At 65.3% G+C, this 24,695-nt stretch carries 25 protein-coding genes and 1 pseudogene; 9 read left to right on the forward strand and 17 right to left on the reverse strand.

Annotated features, from left to right (window positions below; genetic code table 11):
* Positions 1–10: 10 nt before the first annotated feature.
* The 6 genes from ccoP to LRM40_RS10555 are packed head-to-tail and all read right to left on the reverse strand — an operon-like array spanning position 11 to position 5,818.
* Positions 11–928 carry a cytochrome-c oxidase, cbb3-type subunit III gene (gene ccoP, locus LRM40_RS10530; protein WP_151123094.1) on the reverse strand — a complete coding sequence of 306 codons (918 nt, stop codon included), beginning with the start codon at positions 926–928 and terminating at the stop codon, positions 11–13.
* Positions 929–971: 43 nt separating this feature from the next.
* Entirely contained in the window at positions 972–1,145 is a 174-nt protein-coding gene (locus LRM40_RS10535; RefSeq protein ID WP_151123093.1) for a cbb3-type cytochrome oxidase subunit 3, read from the reverse strand.
* Positions 1,146–1,161: 16 nt separating this feature from the next.
* A complete protein-coding gene (ccoO, locus tag LRM40_RS10540; RefSeq protein ID WP_151123092.1) occupies positions 1,162–1,782 on the reverse strand; it encodes a cytochrome-c oxidase, cbb3-type subunit II in 621 nt (206 codons plus the stop codon).
* A 19-nt stretch (positions 1,783–1,801) separates the two neighbouring features.
* Positions 1,802–3,247, reverse strand: a complete 1,446-nt coding sequence (gene ccoN / locus LRM40_RS10545) for a cytochrome-c oxidase, cbb3-type subunit I (protein ID WP_151123091.1) — start codon at positions 3,245–3,247, stop codon at positions 1,802–1,804.
* 32 nt (positions 3,248–3,279) lie between these two features.
* Positions 3,280–3,483 (reverse strand): cbb3-type cytochrome oxidase assembly protein CcoS, encoded by a 204-nt coding sequence (gene ccoS / locus LRM40_RS10550; protein WP_022982560.1) that lies wholly within the window; start codon positions 3,481–3,483, stop codon positions 3,280–3,282.
* A 40-nt stretch (positions 3,484–3,523) separates the two neighbouring features.
* On the reverse strand, positions 3,524–5,818 hold the full coding sequence (locus LRM40_RS10555) for a heavy metal translocating P-type ATPase (protein ID WP_151123090.1): 2,295 nt from the start codon (positions 5,816–5,818) through the stop codon (positions 3,524–3,526).
* Between the two features lie 81 nt (positions 5,819–5,899).
* Between LRM40_RS10555 and LRM40_RS10560 the strand changes: the two genes are divergently transcribed.
* Positions 5,900–6,364, forward strand: a complete 465-nt coding sequence (locus LRM40_RS10560) for a DUF192 domain-containing protein (protein ID WP_211372948.1) — start codon at positions 5,900–5,902, stop codon at positions 6,362–6,364.
* Positions 6,365–6,435: 71 nt separating this feature from the next.
* Here LRM40_RS10560 and LRM40_RS10565 read toward each other — a convergent pair whose 3' ends face one another.
* Both LRM40_RS10565 and xseA read right to left on the reverse strand, forming a co-directional pair.
* Positions 6,436–7,020, reverse strand: coding sequence for a superoxide dismutase (locus LRM40_RS10565; protein WP_151123089.1), 585 nt, complete (start codon positions 7,018–7,020; stop codon positions 6,436–6,438).
* A gap of 88 nt (positions 7,021–7,108) precedes the next feature.
* On the reverse strand, positions 7,109–8,467 hold the full coding sequence (xseA, locus tag LRM40_RS10570) for an exodeoxyribonuclease VII large subunit (protein ID WP_151123088.1): 1,359 nt from the start codon (positions 8,465–8,467) through the stop codon (positions 7,109–7,111).
* Positions 8,468–8,789: 322 nt separating this feature from the next.
* Between xseA and LRM40_RS10575 the strand changes: the two genes are divergently transcribed.
* The 6 genes from LRM40_RS10575 to adk all read left to right on the forward strand — a co-directional run bounded on the left by LRM40_RS10575 (position 8,790) and on the right by adk (position 12,675).
* Positions 8,790–9,413, forward strand: a complete 624-nt coding sequence (locus LRM40_RS10575) for a MotA/TolQ/ExbB proton channel family protein (RefSeq protein WP_151123087.1) — start codon at positions 8,790–8,792, stop codon at positions 9,411–9,413.
* Between the two features lie 17 nt (positions 9,414–9,430).
* Positions 9,431–9,865, forward strand: a complete 435-nt coding sequence (locus LRM40_RS10580; RefSeq protein WP_151123086.1) for an ExbD/TolR family protein — start codon at positions 9,431–9,433, stop codon at positions 9,863–9,865.
* The gene (lpxK, locus tag LRM40_RS10585) at positions 9,862–10,938 is read left to right on the forward strand and encodes a tetraacyldisaccharide 4'-kinase (RefSeq protein WP_151123085.1); all 1,077 of its coding nucleotides are present in this window, start codon (positions 9,862–9,864) and stop codon (positions 10,936–10,938) included. Before LRM40_RS10580 ends, lpxK begins: the two co-directional genes overlap by 4 nt.
* The gene (locus LRM40_RS10590) at positions 10,928–11,125 is read left to right on the forward strand and encodes a Trm112 family protein (RefSeq protein ID WP_151123084.1); all 198 of its coding nucleotides are present in this window, start codon (positions 10,928–10,930) and stop codon (positions 11,123–11,125) included. The genes lpxK and LRM40_RS10590 overlap by 11 nt, the downstream gene beginning before the upstream one ends.
* Complete coding sequence (gene kdsB / locus LRM40_RS10595) at positions 11,122–11,880, forward strand: 3-deoxy-manno-octulosonate cytidylyltransferase (protein ID WP_151123083.1); 759 nt, start codon at positions 11,122–11,124, stop codon at positions 11,878–11,880. The genes LRM40_RS10590 and kdsB overlap by 4 nt, the downstream gene beginning before the upstream one ends.
* A gap of 141 nt (positions 11,881–12,021) precedes the next feature.
* Positions 12,022–12,675 carry an adenylate kinase gene (gene adk / locus LRM40_RS10600; protein WP_151123082.1) on the forward strand — a complete coding sequence of 218 codons (654 nt, stop codon included), beginning with the start codon at positions 12,022–12,024 and terminating at the stop codon, positions 12,673–12,675.
* A gap of 118 nt (positions 12,676–12,793) precedes the next feature.
* On the opposite strand, the gene LRM40_RS10605 is transcribed toward adk, so the two are convergent.
* The 5 genes from LRM40_RS10605 to LRM40_RS10625 all read right to left on the reverse strand — a co-directional run bounded on the left by LRM40_RS10605 (position 12,794) and on the right by LRM40_RS10625 (position 18,815).
* A complete protein-coding gene (locus LRM40_RS10605; RefSeq protein ID WP_151123081.1) occupies positions 12,794–15,874 on the reverse strand; it encodes a TonB-dependent receptor in 3,081 nt (1,026 codons plus the stop codon).
* 287 nt (positions 15,875–16,161) lie between these two features.
* Entirely contained in the window at positions 16,162–17,067 is a 906-nt protein-coding gene (locus tag LRM40_RS10610; RefSeq protein WP_231067504.1) for an LD-carboxypeptidase, read from the reverse strand.
* Between the two features lies 1 nt (position 17,068).
* Positions 17,069–17,680, reverse strand: a complete 612-nt coding sequence (tadA, locus tag LRM40_RS10615) for a tRNA adenosine(34) deaminase TadA (RefSeq protein ID WP_151123079.1) — start codon at positions 17,678–17,680, stop codon at positions 17,069–17,071.
* Positions 17,681–17,723: 43 nt separating this feature from the next.
* Positions 17,724–18,413 carry an LrgB family protein gene (locus LRM40_RS10620; RefSeq protein ID WP_151123078.1) on the reverse strand — a complete coding sequence of 230 codons (690 nt, stop codon included), beginning with the start codon at positions 18,411–18,413 and terminating at the stop codon, positions 17,724–17,726.
* Positions 18,414–18,422: 9 nt separating this feature from the next.
* Positions 18,423–18,815 (reverse strand): CidA/LrgA family protein, encoded by a 393-nt coding sequence (locus tag LRM40_RS10625; protein WP_231067505.1) that lies wholly within the window; start codon positions 18,813–18,815, stop codon positions 18,423–18,425.
* Positions 18,816–18,924: 109 nt separating this feature from the next.
* Here LRM40_RS10625 and LRM40_RS21465 point away from each other — a divergent pair.
* Positions 18,925–19,074 (forward strand): annotated as a pseudogene (locus LRM40_RS21465) (LysR family transcriptional regulator); the annotation flags it as partial.
* A 157-nt stretch (positions 19,075–19,231) separates the two neighbouring features.
* On the opposite strand, the gene istB reads toward LRM40_RS21465, so the two are convergent.
* Both istB and istA read right to left on the reverse strand, forming a co-directional pair.
* The gene (gene istB, locus LRM40_RS10635; protein WP_151126053.1) at positions 19,232–19,969 is read right to left on the reverse strand and encodes an IS21-like element helper ATPase IstB; all 738 of its coding nucleotides are present in this window, start codon (positions 19,967–19,969) and stop codon (positions 19,232–19,234) included.
* A gap of 36 nt (positions 19,970–20,005) precedes the next feature.
* Positions 20,006–21,550, reverse strand: coding sequence for an IS21 family transposase (gene istA, locus LRM40_RS10640; RefSeq protein ID WP_151126052.1), 1,545 nt, complete (start codon positions 21,548–21,550; stop codon positions 20,006–20,008).
* A 172-nt stretch (positions 21,551–21,722) separates the two neighbouring features.
* On the opposite strand from istA, the gene LRM40_RS10645 reads away from it, so the two are divergent.
* Positions 21,723–22,463, forward strand: coding sequence for a LysR substrate-binding domain-containing protein (locus LRM40_RS10645; protein WP_231067506.1), 741 nt, complete (start codon positions 21,723–21,725; stop codon positions 22,461–22,463).
* Between the two features lie 11 nt (positions 22,464–22,474).
* Here LRM40_RS10645 and LRM40_RS10650 read toward each other — a convergent pair whose 3' ends face one another.
* Together LRM40_RS10650 and guaA are read right to left on the reverse strand one after the other, a co-directional pair.
* Positions 22,475–23,080, reverse strand: a complete 606-nt coding sequence (locus tag LRM40_RS10650; protein ID WP_151124509.1) for a 2'-5' RNA ligase family protein — start codon at positions 23,078–23,080, stop codon at positions 22,475–22,477.
* A gap of 4 nt (positions 23,081–23,084) precedes the next feature.
* Positions 23,085–24,689 (reverse strand): glutamine-hydrolyzing GMP synthase, encoded by a 1,605-nt coding sequence (guaA, locus tag LRM40_RS10655; protein ID WP_151124508.1) that lies wholly within the window; start codon positions 24,687–24,689, stop codon positions 23,085–23,087.
* Positions 24,690–24,695: the final 6 nt, after the last annotated feature.

Here is a 24,695-nt window from a genome sequence, read left to right on the forward strand (position 1 = left end):
TCACTTTAGCTCACTGAGCCGCGACCTTCGTGTTCTGAGACAAATTCCAGACATAGGCCGTCAGCACCTTGATCTGCTCAGGCGTGAAACGCTGACCTTGCGGCGGCATCACATTGGTCTTGCCATGATTGACCATGTCCATCACCGCCTGTTCGCCCCACCCATGCAGCCAGATCTTGTCGGTCAGATTGGGCGCGCCGATGACCGGATTGCCCTTGCCTTCCGGGCCATGGCAGGCAGCGCAGACCACGAACTTGGGCTTGCCCAATTGAGCGGCCACGGAGTTGTGGGGGCTGCCCGACAGGCTCAGCACATAGTTCGCCACGTTGCGCACATCTTCAGGCGTCCCCACCGCAGGCGCCATCACGGGCATCACGCCCTGCCGCCCATTGAGGATGGTCTTCTCGATGTACTCGGGGCTGCCGTCGCCGCCCAGCCAGTCCTTGTCGGTCAGGTTCGGGAAGCCCTTGCTGCCGCGCGCATCGGAGCCGTGACACTGGGCACAGTTGTTCACGAAGAGGCGTTCGCCGATCGCCATGGCCTGCGAATTCTTGGCCAGATCGGCTGCCGTCAGGTTGGCAAAGCTGGCATACACCGGCGCCATGGCGGCACGCGCCTTCTCGTTCTCAGCCTGCAGCTGGCCCACGGCGGACCACTGCAGCGTCCCCTTGTTGGCCCCCAGGCCGGGGTAGAGCGCGAGGTAGATCGCGGCAAAGACCACCGTGATCACGAACAGGCCCATCCACCAGCGAGGCAGCGGGTTGTTCATTTCCTTGAGGTCCTCGTCCCAGACGTGGCCCGTGCTGTTGTCATCGGCCATCACTCTCCGGCGGCTGGCGATGATCAACAACGCCAGGCAGAAGACGAGACCCCCAATCACGATGGCCGCGATATAGACCGACCATCCGATGTTGAAAAAGTCACTCATTCCATTCTCCAGTGACGGGGTCGGTCGCCCGACCCCTCACGCATCATTTGTGGGTGGACGTGGAACCGGGCGCGTCGTCGTCCAGAAATGGCAGTTGGGCCGCCTCATCGAAGGCGGACTGACGCCGACGACTCCAGGTCCACACCATCAGCCCGATGAACAGCAGCAGGGACACCACGGTCACGATGCTGCGCAGCGAGTTCAGATCGATCGACATGCTCTGCTCCTCGTCATCACTTGCGGGCCGTGCCCAGGACCTGCAGGTAGGCCACCAGGGCGTCCAGCTCGGTCTTGCCCTTCACCTCGTCGCCTGCAGCGGCGATCTCCGCATCGGTGTAGGGAACACCCACCTTGCGCAGCGCGCTCATCTTCGGGCCGATAGCCGCCGGATCCAGGGTGTTGTCCTTCAGCCAGGGGAAGGAAGGCATGTTGGACTCGGGCACCACATCACGCGGATTGTTCAGATGCACGCGGTGCCACTCATCGCTGTAGCGGCCCCCCACGCGCTGCAGATCCGGGCCCGTCCGCTTGCTGCCCCACTGGAAGGGGTGGTCATAGACGAACTCGCCTGCGACCGAGTACGGGCCGTAGCGCAGCGTTTCCGCCCGGAAGGGACGGATCATCTGGGAGTGGCAGTTGTAGCAGCCCTCGCGGATGTAGACATCCCGGCCCGCCAGCTGCAGCGGGGTGTAGGGCTTGAGGCCCGGCACCGGCTGGGTGGTGGAGTGCTGGAAGAACAGTGGAACGATCTCGACCAGACCACCGAACGCCACGGCGATCAGGATCAGGACGATCATCAGGAAGTTACTGGTCTCGATCTTCTCGTGACCAGATGGCTTGTGTTGGCTCGCCATGTGTTGTTCTCCTTCAATCTCAGGCGTGTGCCGGCACGGCCGGAATCGGCGTCGGCACGGCACGGCCATTGGCGACAGTCATGATCGTGTTCCAGGCCATGATCACCATGCCGGTCAGATACAGCAGGCCGCCACAGACGCGAATCACGTAGAACGGATAGGTGGCCTTGACCGACTCGACAAAGCTGTAGACCAGCGTGCCGTCCGGGTTCACTGCGCGCCACATCAGACCCTGCATCACACCGGCAATCCACATCGCGGCGATGTAGAGCACGATGCCGATGGTGGCGATCCAGAAGTGCAGTTCGATCGCACGGGTGCTGTACATGCTCTTGCGGCCGAACATGCGGGGAATCAGGTGATACAGGGCGCCGATCGACACCATGCCCACCCAGCCCAAGGCACCGGAATGCACGTGGCCGACGGTCCAGTCCGTGTAGTGCGACAGCGCGTTCACGGTCTTGATCGACATCATCGGGCCTTCGAAGGTCGACATGCCGTAGAACGACAGGGACACGATCAGGAACTTCAGGATCGGGTCGTCGCGCAGCTTATGCCAGGCACCCGACAGGGTCATGATGCCGTTGATCATGCCGCCCCAGGAGGGCGCCAGCAGCACCAGCGAGAAGATCATGCCCACCGACTGGGCCCAGTCGGGCAGCGCGGTGTAGTGCAGGTGGTGGGGGCCCGCCCACATGTAGGTGAAGATCAGGGCCCAGAAGTGCACGATCGACAGGCGATACGAGTACACGGGACGCTCGGCCTGCTTGGGGATGTAGTAGTACATGATCCCCAGGAAGCCCGCGGTCAGGAAGAAGCCCACAGCGTTGTGGCCGTACCACCACTGGACCATCGCGTCCTGGACACCCGCATAGGCGGAGTAGGACTTCATCGGCCACAGGGTGACGGGCACTTCGGCACTGTTGACGATGTGCAGCAAGGCCACGGCGATGATGAAGGCGCCGAAGAACCAGTTGGCCACATAGATGTGGCGCACCTTGCGGATGCCGATGGTGCCGAAGAACACGACCGCATAGGCCACCCACACGATGGCGATGGCAATGTCGATCGGCCACTCGAGTTCGGCGTACTCCTTGCCGCTGGTCATGCCCAGCGGCAGGGTCACCACCGCCGACAGCACGATCAGGTTCCAGCCGATGAAGGTGAACCAGGCCAGCTTGGGCAGGAACAGGGCGGTCTGGCAGGTGCGCTGGACCACGTGATAGCTGGTGGCAAAAAGCACCGAGCCGCCAAATGCAAAGATCACAGCATTCGTGTGCAGCGGCCGCAGGCGACCATAGGTCAACCAGGGGATGCCGTTGATGAGTTCAGGCCACGCCAACTGGGACGCGACGATCACCCCTACCAGCATCCCTACGATGCCGTACAACACCGCGACGAGGGCGAACCCCCTCACCACGGCGTCTGTGTATGCCGGTTGCGCCGGCGCGGAACTATTTGCCATCGGAAGGCCTCCTTCTTATCGAGACTCTTGACTCACTGAGACGGGTTGGATTGTTTTTGAACACCCTGACGGGGCGCTTGATCGTCATCAACGACGGTCGCGTCCTGTTGCAGGATCCGCTCACCTTCGCGCTCCAGGTCGTCAAACTGACCCCGATGCAGGGCCCAGCCGAACACGCCGATGATCACGAGCACCAGCACGGCGGAGAGCGGTATCAGCAGGTAGAGAATGTCCATCGGGGCGTTTGCAAGCAGACAGAAAGAGGTCGGGGCACGCTCAGCGGCCGATGCGCCAGGAGTTGCCCACCACCAACAGTGAACTCATTGCCATGCCCAGGCCTGCCCCCCAGGGGGGGAGATAGCCCAGCATGGCCAAGGGAATACAGGCCGCGTTGTAAAGCGCCGCCCACACCAGGTTCTGACGCACCACCCCCATGGCCTGCCGCGCCAGGCGCCGGGCCAGCAGGAGATCGTCGAAGCGGTTCGAGACGATGACCGCGTCGGCATTGGCGCGGGACACCAGGGCCCCCTGCCCCATGGCAAAGGACACGTTGGCGCGCGCCAGGACGGGCGCATCGTTGATGCCGTCCCCCACCATCCCGACCACCGCCCCCTCGGCCTGGGCGGCCGCCAGCACGTCGCGCTTCAGACTCGGCGTGGCGTCACCATGAACGTCCCGAAGGCCCAGCAACTGCGCGATCCTCTGAACCCGCGCACCGAGATCACCGGAGAGCAATCCGACCTGCACGCCGTCGGCCTGCAGGGCGGCCAGCGCCTCAGGCACACCCGGACGAAGCCGCTCGTCGAACTCGAAGCGCGCCAAGGGGCGACCAGATCGCCCGAAATAGACGCAGGGCGCGTCGCCTGCCGCGGCGGCCGAGGTGAGCTCCCCCACACCCGCGCCCTGGACCCAGGACAGGGCGCCCAGCCGCCACTGGACACCATGCTCGTCCGTCCCCTCAAGTCCCGCCCCCGGCTGCTCGCCCACCCGGCGCCACACCGCCCGCGTGCCGGACGTTTCAGCGGCCGCCAGCGACTGGGACAGCGGATGGGTCGACCACGTGGCCAGCGAAGCGGCCAATCGCATCAGCTCACGCGCATCCGCATCCTCTTGGCCGTCCTGCAGCAGAACCGTCCGCGCCCACTGCGGACGCTCCTCGGTCAGCGTGCCCGTCTTGTCGGTGTACAGCCGACTCATGGAGGCCAGCGCCTCCAGGGCATCCAACCGCTGGACCATCACGCCCTTGCGGGCCAGGGCCCCCGCCGCCGCCACCAGCGCCGAAGGCGCCGCCAGCGACAGTGCACACGGACACGTGACGATCAGGACCGATACCACCACCCAGACGGCGCGAGACGGTTCAACCCAAGTCCAGACCAGCCCCGACCCCAGGGCCAGCGCCAGCACCGTCCAGAGAAACGGTCCAGCCCAGGCGTCCGCCCAGCGCGCCAGGGCCGGACGCTGGCTCATGGCATCCCGCATCATCGCCACGATGGCCTCGTGTCGTGTATCGGCACCCACCCGCTCGACGCGCATGGTCACCGGCGCGGACAGGTTCACGCTGCCGGCCACCACCTCGTCGCCAGCCCGCTTCTCGACCGGTCGCGATTCACCGGTCAGCAGGGATTCGTCCGCCTGGGTGCGGCCCTCCTCCAATGGCCCGTCTGCCGGAAAGGCCGCCCCCACGGGCACGCGCACCCGGTCCCCCTTGACCAGCCGCAACACGCTGACGGTCTCGACCGCATCCCCCTGTCCTGTCAGGCGAAGCGCCGTCTCCGGCATGCGGGAGAGCGTGTCCTCCAACGCCTCGGCCGCGCGATGGCGTGCAGACATCTCCAGGAACCGGCCCGCCAGCAGGAAGCTGACGAACATCGTGAGTGAATCGAAATAGACCTCGTGGCCGAACGGCCCCTGTGGGTCGAAGGTGGCCCCGGAGCTGGCCACGAAGGTGACCAGCAGGCCCAGCGCCACCGGAATGTCCATGCCGATCCGACGCGCGCGCAGGCTGGCCCAGGCCCCCTTGAAAAAGGGGCCGGCCGAGAAGGCCATCACCGGGATGGACACCAACCAACTCGCCCAGTTCAGCAACTGCCTCAGGTCGGGTGCCAGCTCGCTGCCATGTGCCACGTAACTGGGCGTGGCGAACATCATGACCTGCATGGCACAGAAGCTGGCCACGAAGACGCGCCAGAGCGCCTGTCGGCGCTCCTTTCGGCGCAGTTCCCGGGCCGACGCCGCCGCATCGGGCACCGCGTCATAGCCAGCGCCCCGAATGGCGCGCACCATGACCGATGGCGATGTCTGGGCGGGGTTCCAGCGCACCATGGCCCGGCGAGAAGCCGAGTTAACGCTGGCCTCCTCCACCCCCGGCACGGCCGCCAAAGCCGATTCGATGATGCCGGCGCACGCCGCGCAGTACATTCCGCTCAACTGGAACGCGGATTCGGCATGACGCCTCCCGTCCGCCTCTTCCGTCCACCGGGTGAAGCGCTGCTGCTCGATCGGGTCATCCAGCACATCCAGATCGCTGGCGTGCATGGATTCCGAACGGGATGGGGCGACAACAGCGTTCATGGAGGCGGAGAAACGATGGACTGTCAGCCGCCCGGCGGGCAGCAGCGTTTCAGCATGTTAGGGCCAACGGATACATCAGAAATGACATTGATCAAGCGTAATCTCATCGCGTGGAGCGCCATGCTGGGCTTGCTGGGGGTTTTCCCCCATGGCGCTCAAGCCCAGGAGGCCCAGAACCTGCCCACCCTGACCTTGTCGGCCGGTATGTACAACATCGTGGCCCAGGTGGCGCAGACGCCGCAGCAGCGGGAAATCGGGCTGATGTTCCGCAAATCCATGGCGCCCCATGAGGGGATGCTGTTCGTCTTCGAGGAACCGGCCACCCAGTGCTTCTGGATGAAGAACACGCTGATCCCGCTGTCGGCAGCCTTCATCGCCAGCGACGGCACCATCGTGAACATCGAAGACATGGCCCCCCAGACAGAGAACTCGCATTGCTCACGCAAGCCGGTTCGCTTTGTGCTGGAGATGAACCAAGGCTGGTTCGCCAAGCGCGGCCTCAAGGCGGGCGCGCACCTGTCGGGCCCCGTGTTCGCGGGCAGCTGATTCCGCGGACGGCCAGGCCATGAAAAAAGGCCGGCAACAGCCGGCCTTGAACTGGGATGCCCAGGGGGCAATCAGCTGGCGAAGTTCGCTTCGGCGAACGACCAGTTCACCAGGTTGTTCAGGAAGGTCTCCACGAACTTCGGACGCAGATTGCGGTAATCGATGTAGTAGGCATGCTCCCACACGTCGATGGTCAGCAGGGGCTTGTCGCCGGTGGTCAGCGGGGTGCCGGCGGCGCCCATGTTCACGATGTCCACGGTGCCGTCGGCCTTCTTCACCAGCCAGGTCCAGCCCGAACCGAAGTTGCCCACGGCACTCTTGGTGAAGGCTTCCTTGAAGGCAGCGTAGGAGCCCCACTTGGCATTGATCGCCGCAGCCAGAGCACCCGAGGGCTCACCGCCACCGTTCTTCTTCAGGCAGTTCCAGAAGAAGGTGTGGTTCCAGATCTGGGCAGCGTTGTTGTAGACGGGGCCGGCCGACTTCTTGACCACGTCTTCCAGCGGCAGACCGGCGAACTCGGTGCCGCCGATCAGGTTGTTGAGGTTCACGACGTAGGCGTTGTGGTGCTTGCCGTAGTGATATTCCAGGGTTTCCCGGCTCATGTGAGGCGTCAGGTCATCCAGGCCGAACGGCAGCGGCGGCAGAGTGTGTTCCATGCAATTTCCTTTCGAGGATGGTTCAACAGGCGCGTGACCCGCCGAATCCGGGGTCAACAGAATCCGAATTCATTGTAGGCACGGCCGATCAACCCCGTGTACGCCTGGGAGGAAGCGGCGGAGCCGGCTGCAGCTCCACTGCGGTGATGCAGGCCTGGGCCGTGCCGTCCGCCCAGACGGCACGAACGCCCTCTCCGACCGCCAGGGACGCAGCTGACACGATCGGCCGCCCCTCTGCCCCTTCTATCCAGGCGTAGCCGCGCGAAAGCACGCCGCGGGGATCCACCAACTTCAGTCGGGCCTCCTGCAGACCGAGCTCGTGCGAGGCCTCCCGCAGCGTGCGCTCCACCAAGTGCTGCCAGCGCTGACGCCGGTCTGCGAACTGTCGCGCCAAACGCTGCGACTCCCCCTGCAAAGCACCCGACAAGCGCTGCTGCGCCAAACGCAGCCGATCTCCTTGGGACTGCAACGCCCGGCGCGGATCCCGCAGCCGCAGGCCCGCCAGATCCAGTCGCTGCGCAGCTTCGTCCAGGCGTTGGTGCACCCGCCGCATCATGGACTGCGCCCTCACCTCCAGCATCTGCAACAGTTCATCCCGGGCCGGCGAGACCAGTTCAGCCGCAGCCGTGGGGGTGGGGGCGCGCAGATCCGCCGCCCAGTCGGTCAGGGTGATATCGGTTTCATGCCCCACGCCGCTGACAACCGGGATGGGCGACTGCGCCACCGCCATGACCAGCTGCTCATCGTTGAATGCCCAGAGGTCTTCCAGGCTACCGCCGCCGCGGCACAGCAGGATCACCTCGACCTCTGCGCGTGCATTGGCCAGGGCCAGCGCCGCCCGCAGCGCTGCAGGCGCCTCCCCCCCCTGGACCAGCGAGGGATACAAGATCACCCGCACGTGGGGGGCCCTGCGCCTGAGGGTGGTCACCACGTCGTGCCAGACGGCGCCACTCGCCGACGTGATGACGCCGATCACCCGAGGATGGGGTGGCAGGGGGCGCTTGCGCGCCGGATCGAACCAGCCCGCCTGCTCCAGCCGCGCCTTCAGACGCAGGAACTCTTCGTACAGCCGGCCAGCGCCCACCGATTGAAGCGACTCCACCACCAGCTGCAGTTCACCACGCGGCTCATACAGCGACAGCCGCCCACGGACCTCGACCTGCTGCCCTTCCCGCGGAAGACTCTGCAGCAACCCGGCCTGCCTGCGGAACATCACGCAGCGCAGCGAAGCCCCGTGGCCCTCACCGTCCTTCAGCGAGAAATAGCAGTGTCCGCTGGTCGCGCGGGTGAAGCCGGACACCTCTCCGCGCACGGTGACCGATCCGAACCGGGCGGACAGGGCATCCGCCACGGCCAGCAGCAAGGCGGCCACCGTCCATGCCGCGGGACGCGCCACGGTGGCGCCTGAGTCATCCCAGGTTGACACCGCGTGCCTCCCGCAACCCATCCGGCAGGCAGATATCCACCCGGGCGACCTCGAACTGGCCCGCCCGCCCGCCCAGGCCCAACAAACGCGTTTTCGTCACAAGCACCTGATTTGAAAAGACTTTTGCCCGCCAACTTTTGGGGCAAACTAAGAAATCCCTTGAGATATCGGGGCCCGAGCCCTGATTCAGCTGGCTTACCCACAAAGTTATCCACAGGAACTGTGGATGCCGGCCCGCGGACACAAGCCGTCGCGCACAGGCCTCACGCCTGGCGCGAAGCGCTGCCGCTTCAGTCCATAATCGCGGCAACCGTTCGCAGGGCCATGCGCCAGAGGAATCTCGTTGCTGTCCATCTTACAAGCCGCAGGCTGGCCGATCTGGCCGCTGATGTTGTGTTCTGTCGGGGCGCTTGCCCTCATCCTGGAACGCCTGATGACCCTCCGGCGCAGCCGCGTCGCCCCCGAGGGCCTGGTCGATGAAGTGATCGCCGTGGCCAAGCAGGGCGCGCCGAACGCGGAGGTGCTCAAAAAGCTGTCCGACAACTCCGTCATGGGCAGCGTGTTGGCCGGTGGGCTGCGGGCCTGGGCGACCGACCCCCGCGCACCCGAGGCCTCGCTTCGCCAGGCCTTCGAGTCGGCCGGCCGTTCCGCAGCGCACCGCCTGGACCGCTATCTCAACGCCATCGCCACCATCGCCTCGGCCGCTCCGTTGCTGGGCTTGCTGGGCACGGTGATCGGCATGATCGAGATCTTCGGCTCCCAGGCCCCCGGCAGCGGCACCAACCCGACCCAGTTGGCGCACGGCATTTCGGTGGCGCTCTACAACACGGCGTTCGGCCTGATGGTGGCCATCCCCTCGCTGATGGCCCACCGCTACTTCCGCAGCCGGGTGAACGATTTCCTGCATGACATGGAGCAGGCCAGCGAGCGGCTGCTGCAGCAGTTGCTGCGACAGGGCTCCCGCTGAACCGCGTCCCCCAGACCATGAATTTCCGCGGATCCTCCTCCGATGAGCCCGAGATCAACCTGATCCCGTTCATCGATGTGCTGCTGGTGATCCTCATCTTCCTGATGCTGTCCACCACCTACGCCAAGTTCACCGAACTGCAGGTGAACCTGCCGTCGGCTGCGGCAGATCCGGTGAAGGATCGGCCCGCTCAGATCGTCGTGGCCGTGTCGGCCGACGGCCGCTATGCAGTCGACGGGCAGTCCGTGGACGGCCGCAATGTCGAAGCCTTGGCAGCCGCACTGCAAAAGGCCGAGAGCGGACAGGACCAGCCCTTCATCGTCATCTCCGCCGACGCCACGGCGGCCCACCAGTCCGTGATCAACGTGCTGGACGCCGCGCGCCGCGTGGGACTGAACCGCATCACCTTCGCCGCTCAGCTTCCCAGCCCAGGCAGCAACGCTCAGCCGTGAACGCCCTGTCGCCGCTGGCCCTCTGGCTGCAACGGCAGTGGTGGCGTTCTCGGCCCAGCTGGGGGGCGTGGCTGCTGTTGCCGCTGGCAGGCTTGTATCTCCTGATCTCCGGATGGCAACGCTGGCAGGGCCGGCGCTGGGCCCATCGGCAGCCGCCTCTGCGGGCCCCGGTGCTTGTGGTGGGCAACCTCATCGTGGGTGGTGCCGGCAAGACCCCCACCACCATGGCGCTGGTGCAAGCCCTGCGGCAGCGAGGCTGGCATCCGGGCGTGGTGTCCCGCGGCTATGGCCGCGAAGGCGATGATCTTCTCGAAGTAACGCCCTCCACGCCGGCCAGCCTGAGCGGCGACGAGCCGCTGCTGATTCGTCTGCGCACTGGCGTGCCACTCTGGGTGGGGCGTGACCGACATGCCGCAGCCCAGGCCCTGCTGTCGGCCCACCCGGAGGTGGACTTGCTGGTGGCCGACGACGGCCTGCAGCACACCCGGCTGCAGCGAACCGCCTGCGTGATCGTCTTCGATGGCCGCGGCGCGGGCAATGGCCTGCCCCTGCCTGCCGGCCCCTTGCGTCAACCCCTGCCCCGTCAGTGGCCGACAGCAGCACTGCCTCCCGGCGAGATCGTCTACAACGCCGACCACCCCAGCACGCGACTGCTCGGGCACTGCGCCAGACGACAACTGGCCGGGGCCGTGGCGCTGGACCTCTGGTGGCGCGGACAGCCGGCGGATCCGGCCTGCCTGCGCGCTCTGGCCGAGCGCTCCCAGCACGCGCCACTGCTGGCCTGCGCCGCCATTGCCGAACCGGAGCGCTTCTTCAGACAACTGGAACAAGCCGGCCTGTTCATTCACCGGCTGCCCCTCCCCGACCACGCCCGCCTGGATACCGCACCCTGGCCGATGGACGCGACCGACGTGCTCATCACCGAAAAGGATGCCGTCAAGCTTGCGCCGGAACAGCACCAGACCGGTCCCCGGCTGTGGGTGGTGGCGCTAGACTTCCAGCTTCCCGAAGAAGCCATCCTCTCGCTGGATCGCATGCTTCGACACGACTCCACTGTGCACCATGACCGCTGACCACCGACTCCTCGACATGCTGGTATGCCCACTCTGCAAAGGCCCTCTTCAGCTCCGACGCGATGAGCAACTGCGTCCCATGGAGCTGGTCTGCGCCGCCGACCGGCTGGCCTTCCCGGTGCGCGATGGCATTCCCATCATGCTGGAGGGTGAAGCCCGCGTGCTGGCCGCAGAGGAATCCTTGTGAGCTTCACCGTCCTCATCCCCGCCCGCATGGCCTCTTCCAGGCTGCCGGGCAAGCCGCTGGCGGACCTGGGTGGCAAGCCCATGGTGGTGCGGGTGGCCGAACGCGCTGCGCTGGCCGGCGCCACGCAGGTGGTGGTGGCCACCGATGTGCCCGAAATCTTGCAGGCTTGCGCCGACCATGGCGTGCGCGCCGTGATGACGCGGGCCGACCATCAAAGCGGCAGCGATCGACTGGCCGAGGCCTGCGTGACACTGGGGCTGAGCGAGGATGATATCGTCGTCAATGTGCAAGGCGACGAGCCCCTGATCGACCCGGCCCTGGTCCAGGCCTGCGCCGCGCTGCTGGAGCGCAGCAGCGACTGCGTGGCGGCCACCGCGGCGCACAGCATCGACTCCGTGGCTGATCTGCGCAACCCGAATGTGGTGAAGGTCGTCCTCGACAAGACGGCCCGGGCCCTTTACTTCAGCCGCGCCAGCATTCCTTGGTGGAGGGATGGCTCCGCTCCCGGAGAACCCCATCTCCCTCCGCAGCCCCCGGCCTTGCGACACATTGGTCTGTATGCGTACCGGGTCGGCTTCCTGAAACGCTTCCCCATGCTGGAGCCTGCCCCGCTCGAACACACCGAAGCGCTGGAGCAACTTCGCATCCTGTGGCACGGCGGCAGGATCGCCGTCTATGTCACCGACACCCCGCCACCCGCGGGCGTGGACACGCCGGAAGACCTTCTGCGCGTACAGCAACACTACATCGGGTAAGCCCGCAGAACTCGCCTCCGGCCGCGTCAGGTCCGTGCAGGTGAGCCCATGCTATCCTGCCCTCGAACAGGGTCAGGCACCTGTCTGGGGCCTGACTGAGCCCGTTGCGGCAAAAAGAATTCACCATCACGAGGCATTTCCATGCGATTGATTCTTCTGGGCGCGCCAGGCGCCGGCAAAGGAACCCAGGCAGCGTTCATCTGCCAGAAATTCGGCATTCCCCAGATCTCCACCGGCGACATGCTGCGCGCTGCCGTGAAGGCCGGCACCGAGCTGGGTCTGGCCGCCAAGAAGGTGATGGACGCGGGTGGCTTGGTCAGCGACGACATCATCATCGGCCTGGTCAAGGAGCGCATCGCCCAACCGGACTGCGCCAAGGGCTTCCTGTTCGACGGCTTCCCTCGCACCATTCCCCAGGCCGAAGCCATGAAGGTGGCGGGCGTCAAGCTGGACTATGTGTTGGAGATCGATGTGCCGGACGAGGCCATCATCGAGCGCATGAGCGGCCGCCGGGTGCATGTGGCCTCCGGCCGCACCTACCACGTCAAGTTCAACCCGCCCAAAGTGGCAGGCAAGGACGATGTGACCGGCGAAGATCTGGTGCAGCGCCCCGATGACGAGGAAGCCACCGTGCGCAAGCGTCTGGAGGTCTACCACTCCCAGACCAAGCCGCTGGTGGGCTACTACAGCGACTGGGCTGCGACGGGTGACGCTGCCGCGCCGGCCTACCGCAAGATCTCGGGCATGGGCTCGGTAGATGACATCACGTCGCGGGCAATGGTGGCACTGCAATAAAGTCAATCAATCGGCTGAAAACAAGCCCACCCATCGGTGGGCTTTTTAATTTCTCTTCGACCGAATAAAAAAACCGCAGCCGAAGCTGCGGTTTTCACACTCAGAAGAGAACTCTCGATCAGAAGTCGTATTGAGCCGACAAGCGGATCGTACGCGGGGTCGAGTAACTGATCACGCGACCGTAGGTGGGGTTGTTGCCACCATAGTAAGCAACGGAATCGTGCTCCTCGTTGATAACTTGCGCCACTTGGCGGTTGAAGACGTTGAACACGTCCATACGCAGACCCAGCCCCTTCACATAATCGGGCTTGTAGGAGGCACTCAGATCCAGAGTGTAGTTCCAGGGCAGACGACCTGCCGAGCCACGCGGGCTGGGCTTGCCGTCGCAATAGAAGAACACTGCACCGTAGGAGCCGCCGCCGATGTCCGTGCCGGAACCACCATAATCGCCGAAGCAGTTCTTGGGACGGCCAGACTCGATCATGGCGTTGGCACCGAAACCCCATTCAGGCGTCAGTTGGTAGTAGCCGTAAGCCTTGATCTGATGGGTCCGGTCGTTCGGCAGGAAGCCGTAGGACCCTTCCATCAGTTCCGGGAAGTCCCAGGTCGAAGTCACAGCCACGTCTTGCTGAGCATTGTCGGACTTGGTCTGCCCCTCGGTATTGCCCTTGCTCTGCGACCAGGTGTAAGTGAGCTTGCCGTACCAACCGTCGCTGAAGGGGTGCTCCAGGAACATGTCGACAGCCAGATAGCTCCGCTTCGGCTTGGGCAGGCCAATGTCCTTCGCGCTGAGCTTGAACGGAACCAAGTTCTTGCCGGTGCCGTCCGCATCAAGGTAGATCGTCGTGCCCTTGCCGGGGTTGATGGTGGCGCATCCGAACGGATAGTAGTCACCCGTGAACTCGATGCCATTTGCTGCGGCATAGGCGTCGATCGGACGATAATCACAGAAGTCGTCGATCGTCTCCTTGAGCTTGCGGTAAGTCACCGAGGCCCCGCCAGTCAAACCGGCCGTGAGCGCGCTTTCCACACCCAGGGTAATTTCATCCTGGTAGGTCGGCTTCAGGTTTTGACCCGCAACACTCTTAGGGTTCTTCTTTTGCCCATACTCATTATTCCCCGAATAGGGATCCCCCAGCGACACAAGACCGGTCGGTGCGCCGGTCACAGGATCGATACCGGTGTATGCAAAGTACTGGTCAGTGTAGGTGGAACGGCTGGCACCACGAACCGCCACATGAGTGGGGATCTGCAGACTGTAGCGGCCAGCCGAGCCGAACACCTTCAGCGACGAGTCACCGTTCACATTCCAAGAAGCCGCCAGTCGCGGCGCCAGGAAACTGTCCATCTTCAGGAAAGTTTCACCATCCCCATTCTTGTTCTGGAACCCCTCGTTGCGCAGACCCATAGTAACCAACAGGTCCTTGGTGACCTGCCAGCGATCCTCGATGTACTGCGCCGACTGATCCGACTCGGCATTGGTCACGGTATCGAAGACTCGCTTGCGCACCGCGTAGTAATAGCCATTCAGCGGCGTCGCGCCCGCTTCGACCAGGGTGGTATTTTGCCCACCGTAGAAGAAAATGTTTCCATAATCCTTCTTAGAGGTGTCATACCTGTAGTAGCGCCAGTAATCGCCAGGATACTTCTCACCTGCGTTCTTCGACTTCAGACGATTCTCATCGATACCGGCACGCAACAGGTGATCGCCCAACTGGTACTCGATGTCGAAGCGGAAGGATTTGGTGGAATCTTCAGCACCATTCGGGATAACCGTGGTGCCAGCCGGCAGGGGATTGGCCAGCACATCCGGCAACGAGCTGTATCGGGGATCCGTCGAGTTCGTTGTGCTGTTTGCGAAAATCTCGGGAGCAGTCGGGGAAAAGCTGAAGGATTGGTTGTGCTTGGTCTTGCTCTGCCCGTAGAGAGCCGTCACCATCAATTCGGGTGTGACGTTGGCGCTGTACTTCAGAATCTGGGCATCGCCGCCCACACCCGGGGTATAGCCACCGAGGTTCTTCGAATACTGACTATACGAGTAGCCCGTCTTCTGGTGGGTGGCGTAGTCGTACCCGTAGTAGTCGTCGGTCGTCTTGTAGTTGTCCCCCAGCAGGGTCAGCTCCAGACGGTTGTCCTCATTCAGGTACCAGTCGAACTTGCTCAGGTAGCGGGTGTTGGTGCTGTCCGAGTCATCCCAGCCAGTTGTCCCCAGACCCGAACCGTCCGGGGTCGAATTCACCATGCCGGTCTTCAGCTTGGTCTGATCGGCCGCCAAGAAGAAGAACAGCTTGTCCTCCACCAGTGGGCCACCCACATAGGCGCCGTAGGAGTACTTGTCGCGCTTGTTCTTTTCCTTGTAGTAGTAGATCGAGCCGTCGGTGTCGAACCCCATTTTGGGGTAGTAGATATTGCGCGACTTGGAGCGCAGGGAGTCAGGCTCGTAATCGAAGTTGACGCCACCATGCCACTCGTTGGTGCCGCTCTTTGTGATGATGTTGACCACGCCGCCGACCGAGCGGCCGAACTCCGCGCCATAGCCACCGGTCATGACCTGGGCCTGTTGGATCGCACCGAAGGGCAGTTCAATAGAGCCGAGTTGGGTCAGCGCATTGGTGACAGGGAAACCGTTGATGTAGTACGCGTTCTCCGAGGGACCACCGCCGCCGATGCTAACGCCACCGTCGTAACGGGAATCAGCCTTGACGGTGTTCGCCGCCAGCGCGATCACGCCGTTCAAGTCCTTCGAAGCAATCGGCAGGTTCTCCAGTTGCTTGGCCGTGAACACCGAGCTGTTGTCGCTGCTAGAGACGTCGATCTGAGCGATCTTGCCCACAACCTGCACAACTTGGGTACTACCGGAAGCACCGAACGCAACCTCCCGGTTCTTGCCAACGGACACCTCGACGTTGTCCACCGTGCCGACCGGAGCGCCATTGCGCAGTTGGGTCACCTTGTAAGTGCCCGGGGGCAGCGAGTTGGCCACAAAACGACCGGAGGCGTCAGGCGTGATGGTGCGCTTGACGCCGGTGGCGACGTTCTCCACGACGATGGTCGTGCCTTCGATCACGGTGACCTGACCAAAGATATCACCGGTGGTGTTCGACTGTGCGAACGAAGCACCAGACATGACACTGAGGCCCACTGCCACTGCGATCGCGGAACGACGCCATAGCTGGGCTGATTTGCGAGTTTGAGCCACTGACTACTCTCCAGATGGTTGATCGATAGACCCACTCCGGGAGCAAGGCACATGCCGGTCTTGTGAAGCCTTGATGTACTTGCCCCAGGAACGTGTGAACTGATTGTGACGGAAGGTCACGTCTGGGGAGCCCCCCCACTAATCCTTAGTGGCGCGCAAACAGGCTGTTTTGTTGCATGGATGCTGCACAGACTTAGGGGGAACGAGGGGGATTGGCGCCACTTGTGCCGTCACGCCCCTATGCCGGCGATCTTTTCTCTGTCAGGGAAGACTGTACGGGAGGGTGATCAGTGCCACCCGATGAAGGCATCCCGCCCTTCCACGGCCAGTTGGACACGCACGCCAAAGGGCATGGTGACCTTGGTCGGCACATGTCCGAAGGGAAATCCAGTGAGGATGGGCACGCCGGTCAGCGAGCGCAGGTGTTCCACCACGCTCTTGAGGTCGTAGCCACGGTCCATCGGCGATTTGCGCCATTCCGTGAAGCCTCCCAGCAGAATGGCCTTCTGCGATGCCAGAACGCCAGCCTGGTGAAGTTGCAGCAGCATCCGCTCGACCCGGTAGGGGTGTTCCGCCACATCCTCCAAGAAGAGGATGCCACCACGCACCTTGGGCCAGTGGGGCGTGCCCAGCAGGGCACACAGCATGCTGAGGTTGCCGCCCCACAAGACCCCAGCGGCGCTCAGGCCATCAAACCCGGCCGGTGCCCGAAAACCCACGGCCTCCAGTTCCCCGAACATGGCTTCGCAGAAGCAGTCCGGGGTCACCTCGTCCAGATCGTCCGCACCAAAATCGCCCGCCGCCATCGGGCCGCACCACGTTGGCGCCTTCTTGTGGGCCAGCAGGCCCATCTGCAACGCCGTCAGGTCGCTGTGCCCCACCCAACGGGTGCCTTGCGCCACGCTGCGGGCCAGCAGGTCCCAATCCAGGCGATCCAGCAGACGGGACAGGCCGTAGCCGCCGCGCGTGGCCATGGCCACGGACGGCGCTGCGGCGGCCACCCGGTGGATGGCGGCCAGACGCTGCTCGTCGTCCCCGGCAAAGCGTTGGCTCTTCAGCAAGGCCGCCTCATCAATCTGGACCGCAAAGCCGCGTGCCTTCAGCCGGGCGGCGGCCCGCTTCACCGGTGCTGCCTTCAGCACCACGCCGGCGGGCGAGTAGATCGTGAGGGTGGGCTTGGAATCGAGGGTCATGTCAGGCACGGGGTGGAGAGAATTCATCGAGGGCATCCAGCGGCAGTTCCAGCGCCTCCCCAGCCGGGATGGCCGACGCCTCGGGCGGGCCGGATGGCTCGGGTGAGGCTTGCCGCAAGGCACGTTGCTGACGCCGCCGTTCCGCGAAGAAGTCGCGCAAGATCTGGCCGCAGGCGTCGGCCATCAAGCCGCCCTGCACGAGGGTGTGGTGATTCAACTGCGGCTGGGCGAACAGATCCACCACGGAGCCGGCCGATCCCGTCTTTGGGTCGAGCGCCCCGAAGACCACCCGCTTGAAGCGCGCATGCATCAAGGCCATGGCGCACATGGCGCAGGGCTCCAGGGTGACGAAGAGCTCGCACTCGGGCAGGCGGTAGTTCTCGACCAGTTGGGCCGCGTGTCGCAGCGCCACCAGTTCGGCGTGGGCCGTCGGATCGTGGGTGGTGATGGGGCGGTTGTAGCCCGTGGCCAGCACCTGGCCGTCACGCATGATGACCGCGCCCACCGGCACCTCGCCGGCCAACCAGGCGTTCTGGGCCTGGTCCAGCGCGATCCGCATCGCGGCTTCATCTTGCGCAGTGAAGGGGGGCGTGGGGATCTCGGGCTCGGTCATGATCGGTCGGGGTGGACCGGGATGATGCCACGCCCCGACCAACTCACCGCAGCAGCAGAGCCAGCACCGGCGCCATCAGCACATTCATCACGCCCACCAGCACCATCACCAGCCCCGCAACGGCGCCCTCTTCCCGCCCCACCTGGCTGGCCTTGGCCACACCGGCGCCGTGGGCGCCCATGCCGAACAGGGCGCCGCGGGCCAGGCTGCTGCGCAAGGGCAGCCAGCGCAGCATGCCTTCGCCCAGGGCGGCCCCGAGCACCCCCGTGAAGACGACGAACACCGCCGTCAGATCGGGCACACCGCCGATGTCGCCCGACACCGTCATCGCGAACGGGGTGCTGATCGAGCGCGGCAGCAGACTGAGCCGCAGTTCGCCACCCACCCCCAGCAGGGTGGCCAGCCCCCAGGCCGACAGCATGGCGGCCGTGCTGCCCGCCACCATGCCCAGCAGCAGCGCCGGCCAGTGGCGACGGATCAGCGCACGCTGCTCGAAGATGGGCACGGCAAAAGCCACGGTCGCAGGCCCCAGCAGCAGCACCAGCCAGTGCGTGCCACGGATGTAGTCGCTGTAGTCCTCATGGGCCAGCAGCACCAGCGCGATGAGCACGGCCGGCGTCACGGCCAGCGGCGCCGTCCACCAACGTGGCAACAGCCGATGGAAAGACTTGGCGGCCAGGTAGATGAGGATGGTGATGGTCGACCACCCCAGGGTCAGCAACAGCGTGCCCATGGTGGATCCTCAGGCGGTGGCCCGCTCGTGGGTCAGCCGCAGCACCATGTCGACCACCACCGACGTCACCGCCATCACGGTCAGCGTGCCCAGCACGATCACGGCCAGCACCTTGGCCCCCAGCCAGCCGAACAATTCCGGGTGGTTGAGCACCGCCAGCACGGCCGGCACGAAGAACAGCAGCATCTCCGCCAGGAACCACTGGGCCCCGCGGCGCAGGCTGCCCAGTTGGATCTGGCCGGTGGCCAGCAGCAGCAGGGTCAGGGCCATGCCGACGATGCCGCCGGGCAGGCCGATGCCGCTGACCCGAACAATGGCTTCGCCCGCCAGCCAGGCCAGCACCAACAGCGCGATCTGCACCAGACGGTGGTGGCGCCATTGGCGGCGTGTGATCACGGACATGTCATGCAAGCTCATGGGAATTACCTCCTGCTGGCTTGCAATGTATGGCGCACCGCAGCATGATGAAAGCGAATTGTTCTACTGACATCAATTCCATTTTGGAATGGACATCAAACTTCGCCCCCTGCGCGCCCTGGTGGAGGTGACCCGCCAAGGCGGCTTCTCCCAGGCCGCACGCACCGTCTTCGCCACCCAGTCCGCCGTCAGCAAGGCCGTTCGACAGCTGGAGGAAGACCTGGGCTTCGTGCTGCTGGACCGCGACGTGCGCATTCCACTGATGGCGGACAGTGATTCCATTCCCATCGCGGACAGCGTTCCAGGCGATGGCGGACACGTTGCGCGGGTGTCCTGAGTGACGCTCAAATCGTAGCCGAAGTGTCCGCCATCAGCGTGGAATGGCGGTCGGCGCGGCCGGCTCAGACGGCCTTTGCCAGCTTTCTCATCGACTCGCCCTTGAGGGCTATCTTGTGCGAGCCGTGCACGATGCGGTCCAGGATGGCGTCGGCCAGCGTGGGCTCGTCCAGCCAGGCGTGCCAGGCCGTCACCGGCAACTGGCTGGTGATGAGCGTCGAGCGCGCACCCACCCGGTCGTCGAGCAACTCCAGCAGGTCGTTTCGCTCGTGCGCGGCAATCGGCGCGATGCCGAAGTCGTCCAGGATGAGCAGGTCCAGCCGCGCCAGTTGCGCCAGCCGTTTGCCCAGGCTGCCATCGCCGTGGGCCACGTGCAACTCCTGCAGCAGCCGTGGCGCGCGGGTGTAGAGCACCGAGAAGCCCAGACGCGCGGCCTGCTGCCCCAGTGCGCAGGCAAGCCACGTCTTGCCGCACCCGGTGGCGCCGGTCAGCAGCACGTTGTGGCCATGGCGCAGCCAGTCGCCGCCGGCCAGGCTGGTGATGACCTCCCGGCCCAGGCCCCGGCTGGCGCGCCAGTCGATGTCCTCCAGGCAGGCACTGGAGACCTTCAGGCGGGCCGCCTTGAGCAGGCGCTCCAGGCGTTTGCTGTCACGCCAGTCCACCTCGCGCTGCACCAGCAGCGCCAGACGTTGTTCAAAGGGCAGTTCGCTGGCTGTGATGTGGGTGGCCGCGTCGCTGAGGGCGGCCACCATGCCGTCCAGGCGCAGGGCGCGCAGTTGGTTCAAGGTCTGTTCGTTGAGCATGGTTCTTCCTTGTTGGGTTTGCTTGCGCGTTGGAGCTCAGTGGTAGTAGTCCGGCCCGCGCACGTTCTCGTGCAGCGGCAGGCTCGCCTGTGCGGCCATCGGCGCATCCAGCGGCCGCTGGTCCAGGCCGCAGCCCAGGATGGAGGCGATGCTCTTGTAGGACGGTGAGCGAATCGACTGCGCCCGCGCACAGGCGGCCTCCAGCCGGTCAGCCCCGTACTCACGGCCCAGGCGCATGAGGCCCAGACAGGAGCGGTAACCCTGCTCGGGATGCTGGCGGTGCTCCATCTGCCAGCGCACCACGGCGGCGGTGGCCGCACCCACGCGCTCGCCCCAGGCGATGAGCTTGGCCGGCGTCCACTGCAGGTGCGCCCGGTGCGAGGCCGGCATGTGCTCAGGTGTGGTGGTGTGTGCACCCCGGCGGGGATTGAGGGCGTGGGCGGCCACCCGTTTGCCGCCATGCAGGACTTCGACCGTGCCGGCCGTGATGCGCAACTCCACCGGCTCGCCCACCAGGGCGTGGGGCACCGAGTAGTAGTGGCCATCGAGCTCGACGTGGTAATCGATGTTGACGCGGGCGGGTTTGAAGCGCGCGATGGGCATGCGCACCGCCGGCAGGGGGCGCAGGGCCGGCCGGTCAAGCTCGGCGAAGGCACTGGCGCGGTTGCCCGGCAGCTTCTTGAACGCGCGCTGGTTCAAGTCCACCAGCAAGGCGGCAATCGCCCGGTTGAGCTCGGCCAGGCTGAAGAAGGTCTGGTGGCGCAGCCGGGCCAGAATCCAGCGCTCGACCACCTGCACGGCGACCTCCACCTTGGGTTTGTCGCGTGGCTTGGCCGGGCGCGCGGGCATCACGGCCAGGCTGTAGTGCGCACAGAGTTCTTCGAGCAGGCGGTGCGCGGTGGGCTCGTAGCGGTCGGGGCGGGCCATGAGGGCGCGCGGCTGGTCGGGCACCAGCAGGCGGGGCACGCCGCCGATGAACTCCAGCGTGGCAATGATGCTGGCCACCCAGTCAGCGGCCTTCTGGCTGGCAGTGGCGCAGGCGTAGGTGTAGTTCGATGCGCCCAGCACTGCCACGAAGACCTGGGCCGGGCGTATCTCGCCGGTGCTGGCGTCCACGACGGGCACGGTCTGGCCGGCGTAGTCCACGAAGAGCTTGTCACCGCCCGAGTGGGTCTGGCGCATGGAGCGCTGCAGGCGCCGGGCCCAAGCCTTGTACTTCTCGCAGAAGGCGCTGTACTTGTACGCCTGACCGCTGTGCTGTTGCTGGTATTCCTCCCACAGCAGCTGCAGCGTCACGCCAGGTCGGCGCAGTTCGCGGTGGATGTGGGCGTGGTCGGGTTCGAGGTGCCGGGACTCGCGCGCCACGGGTGGCTTGTAAAGCCGGGCCTGGAGTTCGTCGTCGTTCAGGCTCTGGGCCGTAGCCCAGTCCACGCCGGCCACGCGCGCGTAGCTGGCTATCTCGCTGACAGTGGATTTGGAGATGCCGAGGGCGGCACCGATTTGACGGGTGCTCAAGGCCCCGCGGTGCAGCAGTTGCAGTGTGTGTCGTAGTTTGCTCATGGTGACCCTGGGTGTGGGCATCGCTGGCTCCGGTCAAAAAAACCGGGCAGCGTATGCCGCGTTCGGGTCACTCAGAACACCCCGCAGGTGTCCGCCATCAGTTTGGAATGCTGTCCGCCTTCAGCGTGGAACACTGTCCGCCATCATGGTGGAACACTGTCCGCCATCAGCGTGGAATCGTGTCCGCCATCGCGTGGAATACGCACGCGACGTGCACCCGCCGCGCCTCACCCCGGCGGGAGAGATCGTGCATCGGCGCGCCCTCACCCTGCTGGCTGAGCAGGACGATCTGTTGGCCGAACTCAATGCCCTGCGGGGGCTGCAGCGGGGTGAACTCCGCCTGGGCCTGCCCCCCATCGGCAGCAGCCAGCTCTTTGCGCCGGTGTTTGCCACGTTCCGGGCCCGCTATCCCGGCATCGACATCCGGCTGGTGGAGCACGGCTCCAAGCGGCTGGAAGAGGTGCTGCGGGCCGGCGAGATCGATTTGGCCGGCCTGCTCGCGCCGGTGCCCGCCGAGTTCGATTTCAAGCTGGTGCGCCAGGAACCCATCGTGGTCCTGATCGCGGCGTCCCATCCTCTGAGTCAGGCCTCAGAGCTTGAACTGGCCCAACTCTCGGCCCTGCCCTTCGTGCTGTTCGAGTCGGGCTTCGCGCTCAACCCGATCATTCTGGAGGCCTGTCAACAGGTTGGCTTCACCCCCCATGTGGCGGCCCGCACCAGCCAGATCGACTTCATGATCGAACTGGTGGCCGCCGGACTGGGCATCGGCTTCCTGCCCCGGATGATGGCCGAGCAACGGCGTCACAGCGGCGTGCGCACGGTCGGCCTCACCGCCCCGGCGCTGACCTGGCACATGGCGCTGGCCTGGCGGCGCGGGGCCTATCTGTCCCATGCGGCCCAGGCCTGGCTGGATCTGATCGAACCCGCGCGCTGAGCGCGACGCCCTCAGCCGTGGGTTGCGCCCGACAAGGGCCAACGCGCCAACACACGATGCTCGCCCTTGCCCAACAGGCTATGGATCAGCACGAACTCCCGCACCGTCCACCGCAGCGGTTCGACCGGCGATTCCGGCAGCTCGCGCGGCGCGTAGCTGAGCGTCACATGCGGGGTGAAGCGAGCATCCACCAAATGCCCCAGGCCCTCACGGGCCATGGCCAGCCCCAGCTCACGCTGGAAGTTCATCAGGGCGCCGTCCTGACCTTCGGCCGACCGAAGGACGAACGGGGCCTTGTCGCGCCGCATGCGAAAGCTCATCGCGTGGTCCAGCACCACCTCGAAGGGCGGGCAGGCCATGCGTGCGGCCGCGCGGCCCGCGGCCTCCACCACCTCAGCAGGCACACCGGCATGGTCGCCCAGATGGTGCAGCGTGATGTGCAGCCGCTCCGGCGCAATCAGTTTGCTGTGCAGGCCGTGCGTCTCGCACAGCGCCTTGCCGAGTGCGGTGATCTGCTCGCAGGCCGCCACCGAGGGCTGCAAGGCGAAGAACAGTCGATCATTCCTCGGCGCAGCCGGAGGCGCCTCGAAGCCCATCAGCGACAACTGGCCGGACAAGGGCTCACTCCCACTCGATGGTGGCGGGCGGTTTGCTCGAGACGTCGTAGGTGACGCGGTTGATGCCGCGCACCTCGTTGATGATGCGGCTGGAAACCTTCTTGAGCAGGCTGTAGGGCAGCTCGGCCCAGTCCGCGGTCATGAAGTCGCTGGTCTGCACCGCGCGCAGGGCCACCACGTAGTCGTAGGTGCGGCCGTCGCCCATCACGCCCACGCTCTTGACCGGCAGGAAGACCGTGAAGGCCTGGCTGGTCAGGTCGTACCAGCTCTTGCCGGAATTCGGCTCGATGGTGGAGCGCAGCTCGTCGATGAAGATGGCATCGGCCCGGCGCAGCAGGTCGGCGTATTCCTTCTTCACCTCGCCCAGGATGCGCACGCCCAGGCCCGGGCCCGGGAAGGGATGGCGGTAGACCATCTCCGGCGGCAGGCCCAGGGCCACGCCCAGCTCGCGCACCTCGTCCTTGAACAGCTCGCGCAGCGGCTCCAGCAGCATCAGGCCCAGTTGCTCGGGCAAGCCGCCCACGTTGTGGTGGCTCTTGATGGTGGTGGCCTTCTTGGTCTTGGTGCCGCCGCTCTCCACCACGTCCGGGTAGATGGTGCCCTGGGCCAGGAACGTCGCGCCCTTGTGGCCACCGTCGCCCGCCTTCAGCTTGACCGCCTCGGCCTTGAAGACATCGACGAACAGGCCGCCGATGATCTTGCGCTTCTTCTCGGGGTCGGTCACGCCGGCCAGTTGGCCCAGGAACAGCTCGCTGGCATCGACGCGGATCACCTTGGCGTGCAGCTTGCCCTCGAACATGTCCATCACCATGTCGCCCTCGTTCAGGCGCAGCAGGCCGTGGTCCACGAAGACGCAGGTCAGCTGGTCACCGATGGCACGGTGGATCAGGGCCGCAGCCACGCTCGAATCGACGCCACCGGACAGGCCGAGGATCACTTCCTCGTCGCCCACCTGCTCGCGGATCTTCGCGACCGCTTCCTCGATGTAGTTGCCCATGATCCAGTCGCCCGCACAGCCGGCGATCTCGCGCACGAAGCGGGTCAGCATGGCCGCGCCCTGCACCGTATGGGTCACCTCGGGGTGGAACTGGACGGCGTAGTAGCCCTTGTCCTCGTTGGCCATGCCGGCGATGGGGCAGCTGGGGGTGCTGGCCATCAGCTTGAAGCCCGGCGGCAGGGTCGTGACCTTGTCGCCGTGGCTCATCCAGACCTTGAGCATGCCGTGGCCCTCGGCCGTGGCGAAGTCCTGCACGTCCTTCAACAGGCGGGTGTGGCCATGGGCCCGCACCTCGGCATAGCCGAACTCGCGGGTGTCGCTCCAGCTCACCTCGCCGCCCAGTTGCACCGCCATGGTCTGCATGCCGTAGCAGATGCCCAGCACCGGCACGCCCAGGTCCCATACCGCCTGCGGCGCGCGCAGCTGGTGGTCCTCGTAGGTGCTGGCGTGGCTGCCCGACAGGATGATGCCCTTGGGCGCGAAGCTGCGGATGAAGTCGTCCGAGACGTCGTTCGGGTGGATCTCGCAGTAGACATGCGCCTCGCGCACGCGCCGTGCGATCAGCTGGGTCACCTGGGAGCCGAAGTCGAGGATCAGGATCTTGTCATGCATGGTGGG

This window comes from Ideonella dechloratans, from assembly GCF_021049305.1.
GTDB classification, from domain to species: domain Bacteria; phylum Pseudomonadota; class Gammaproteobacteria; order Burkholderiales; family Burkholderiaceae_C; genus Ideonella; species Ideonella dechloratans.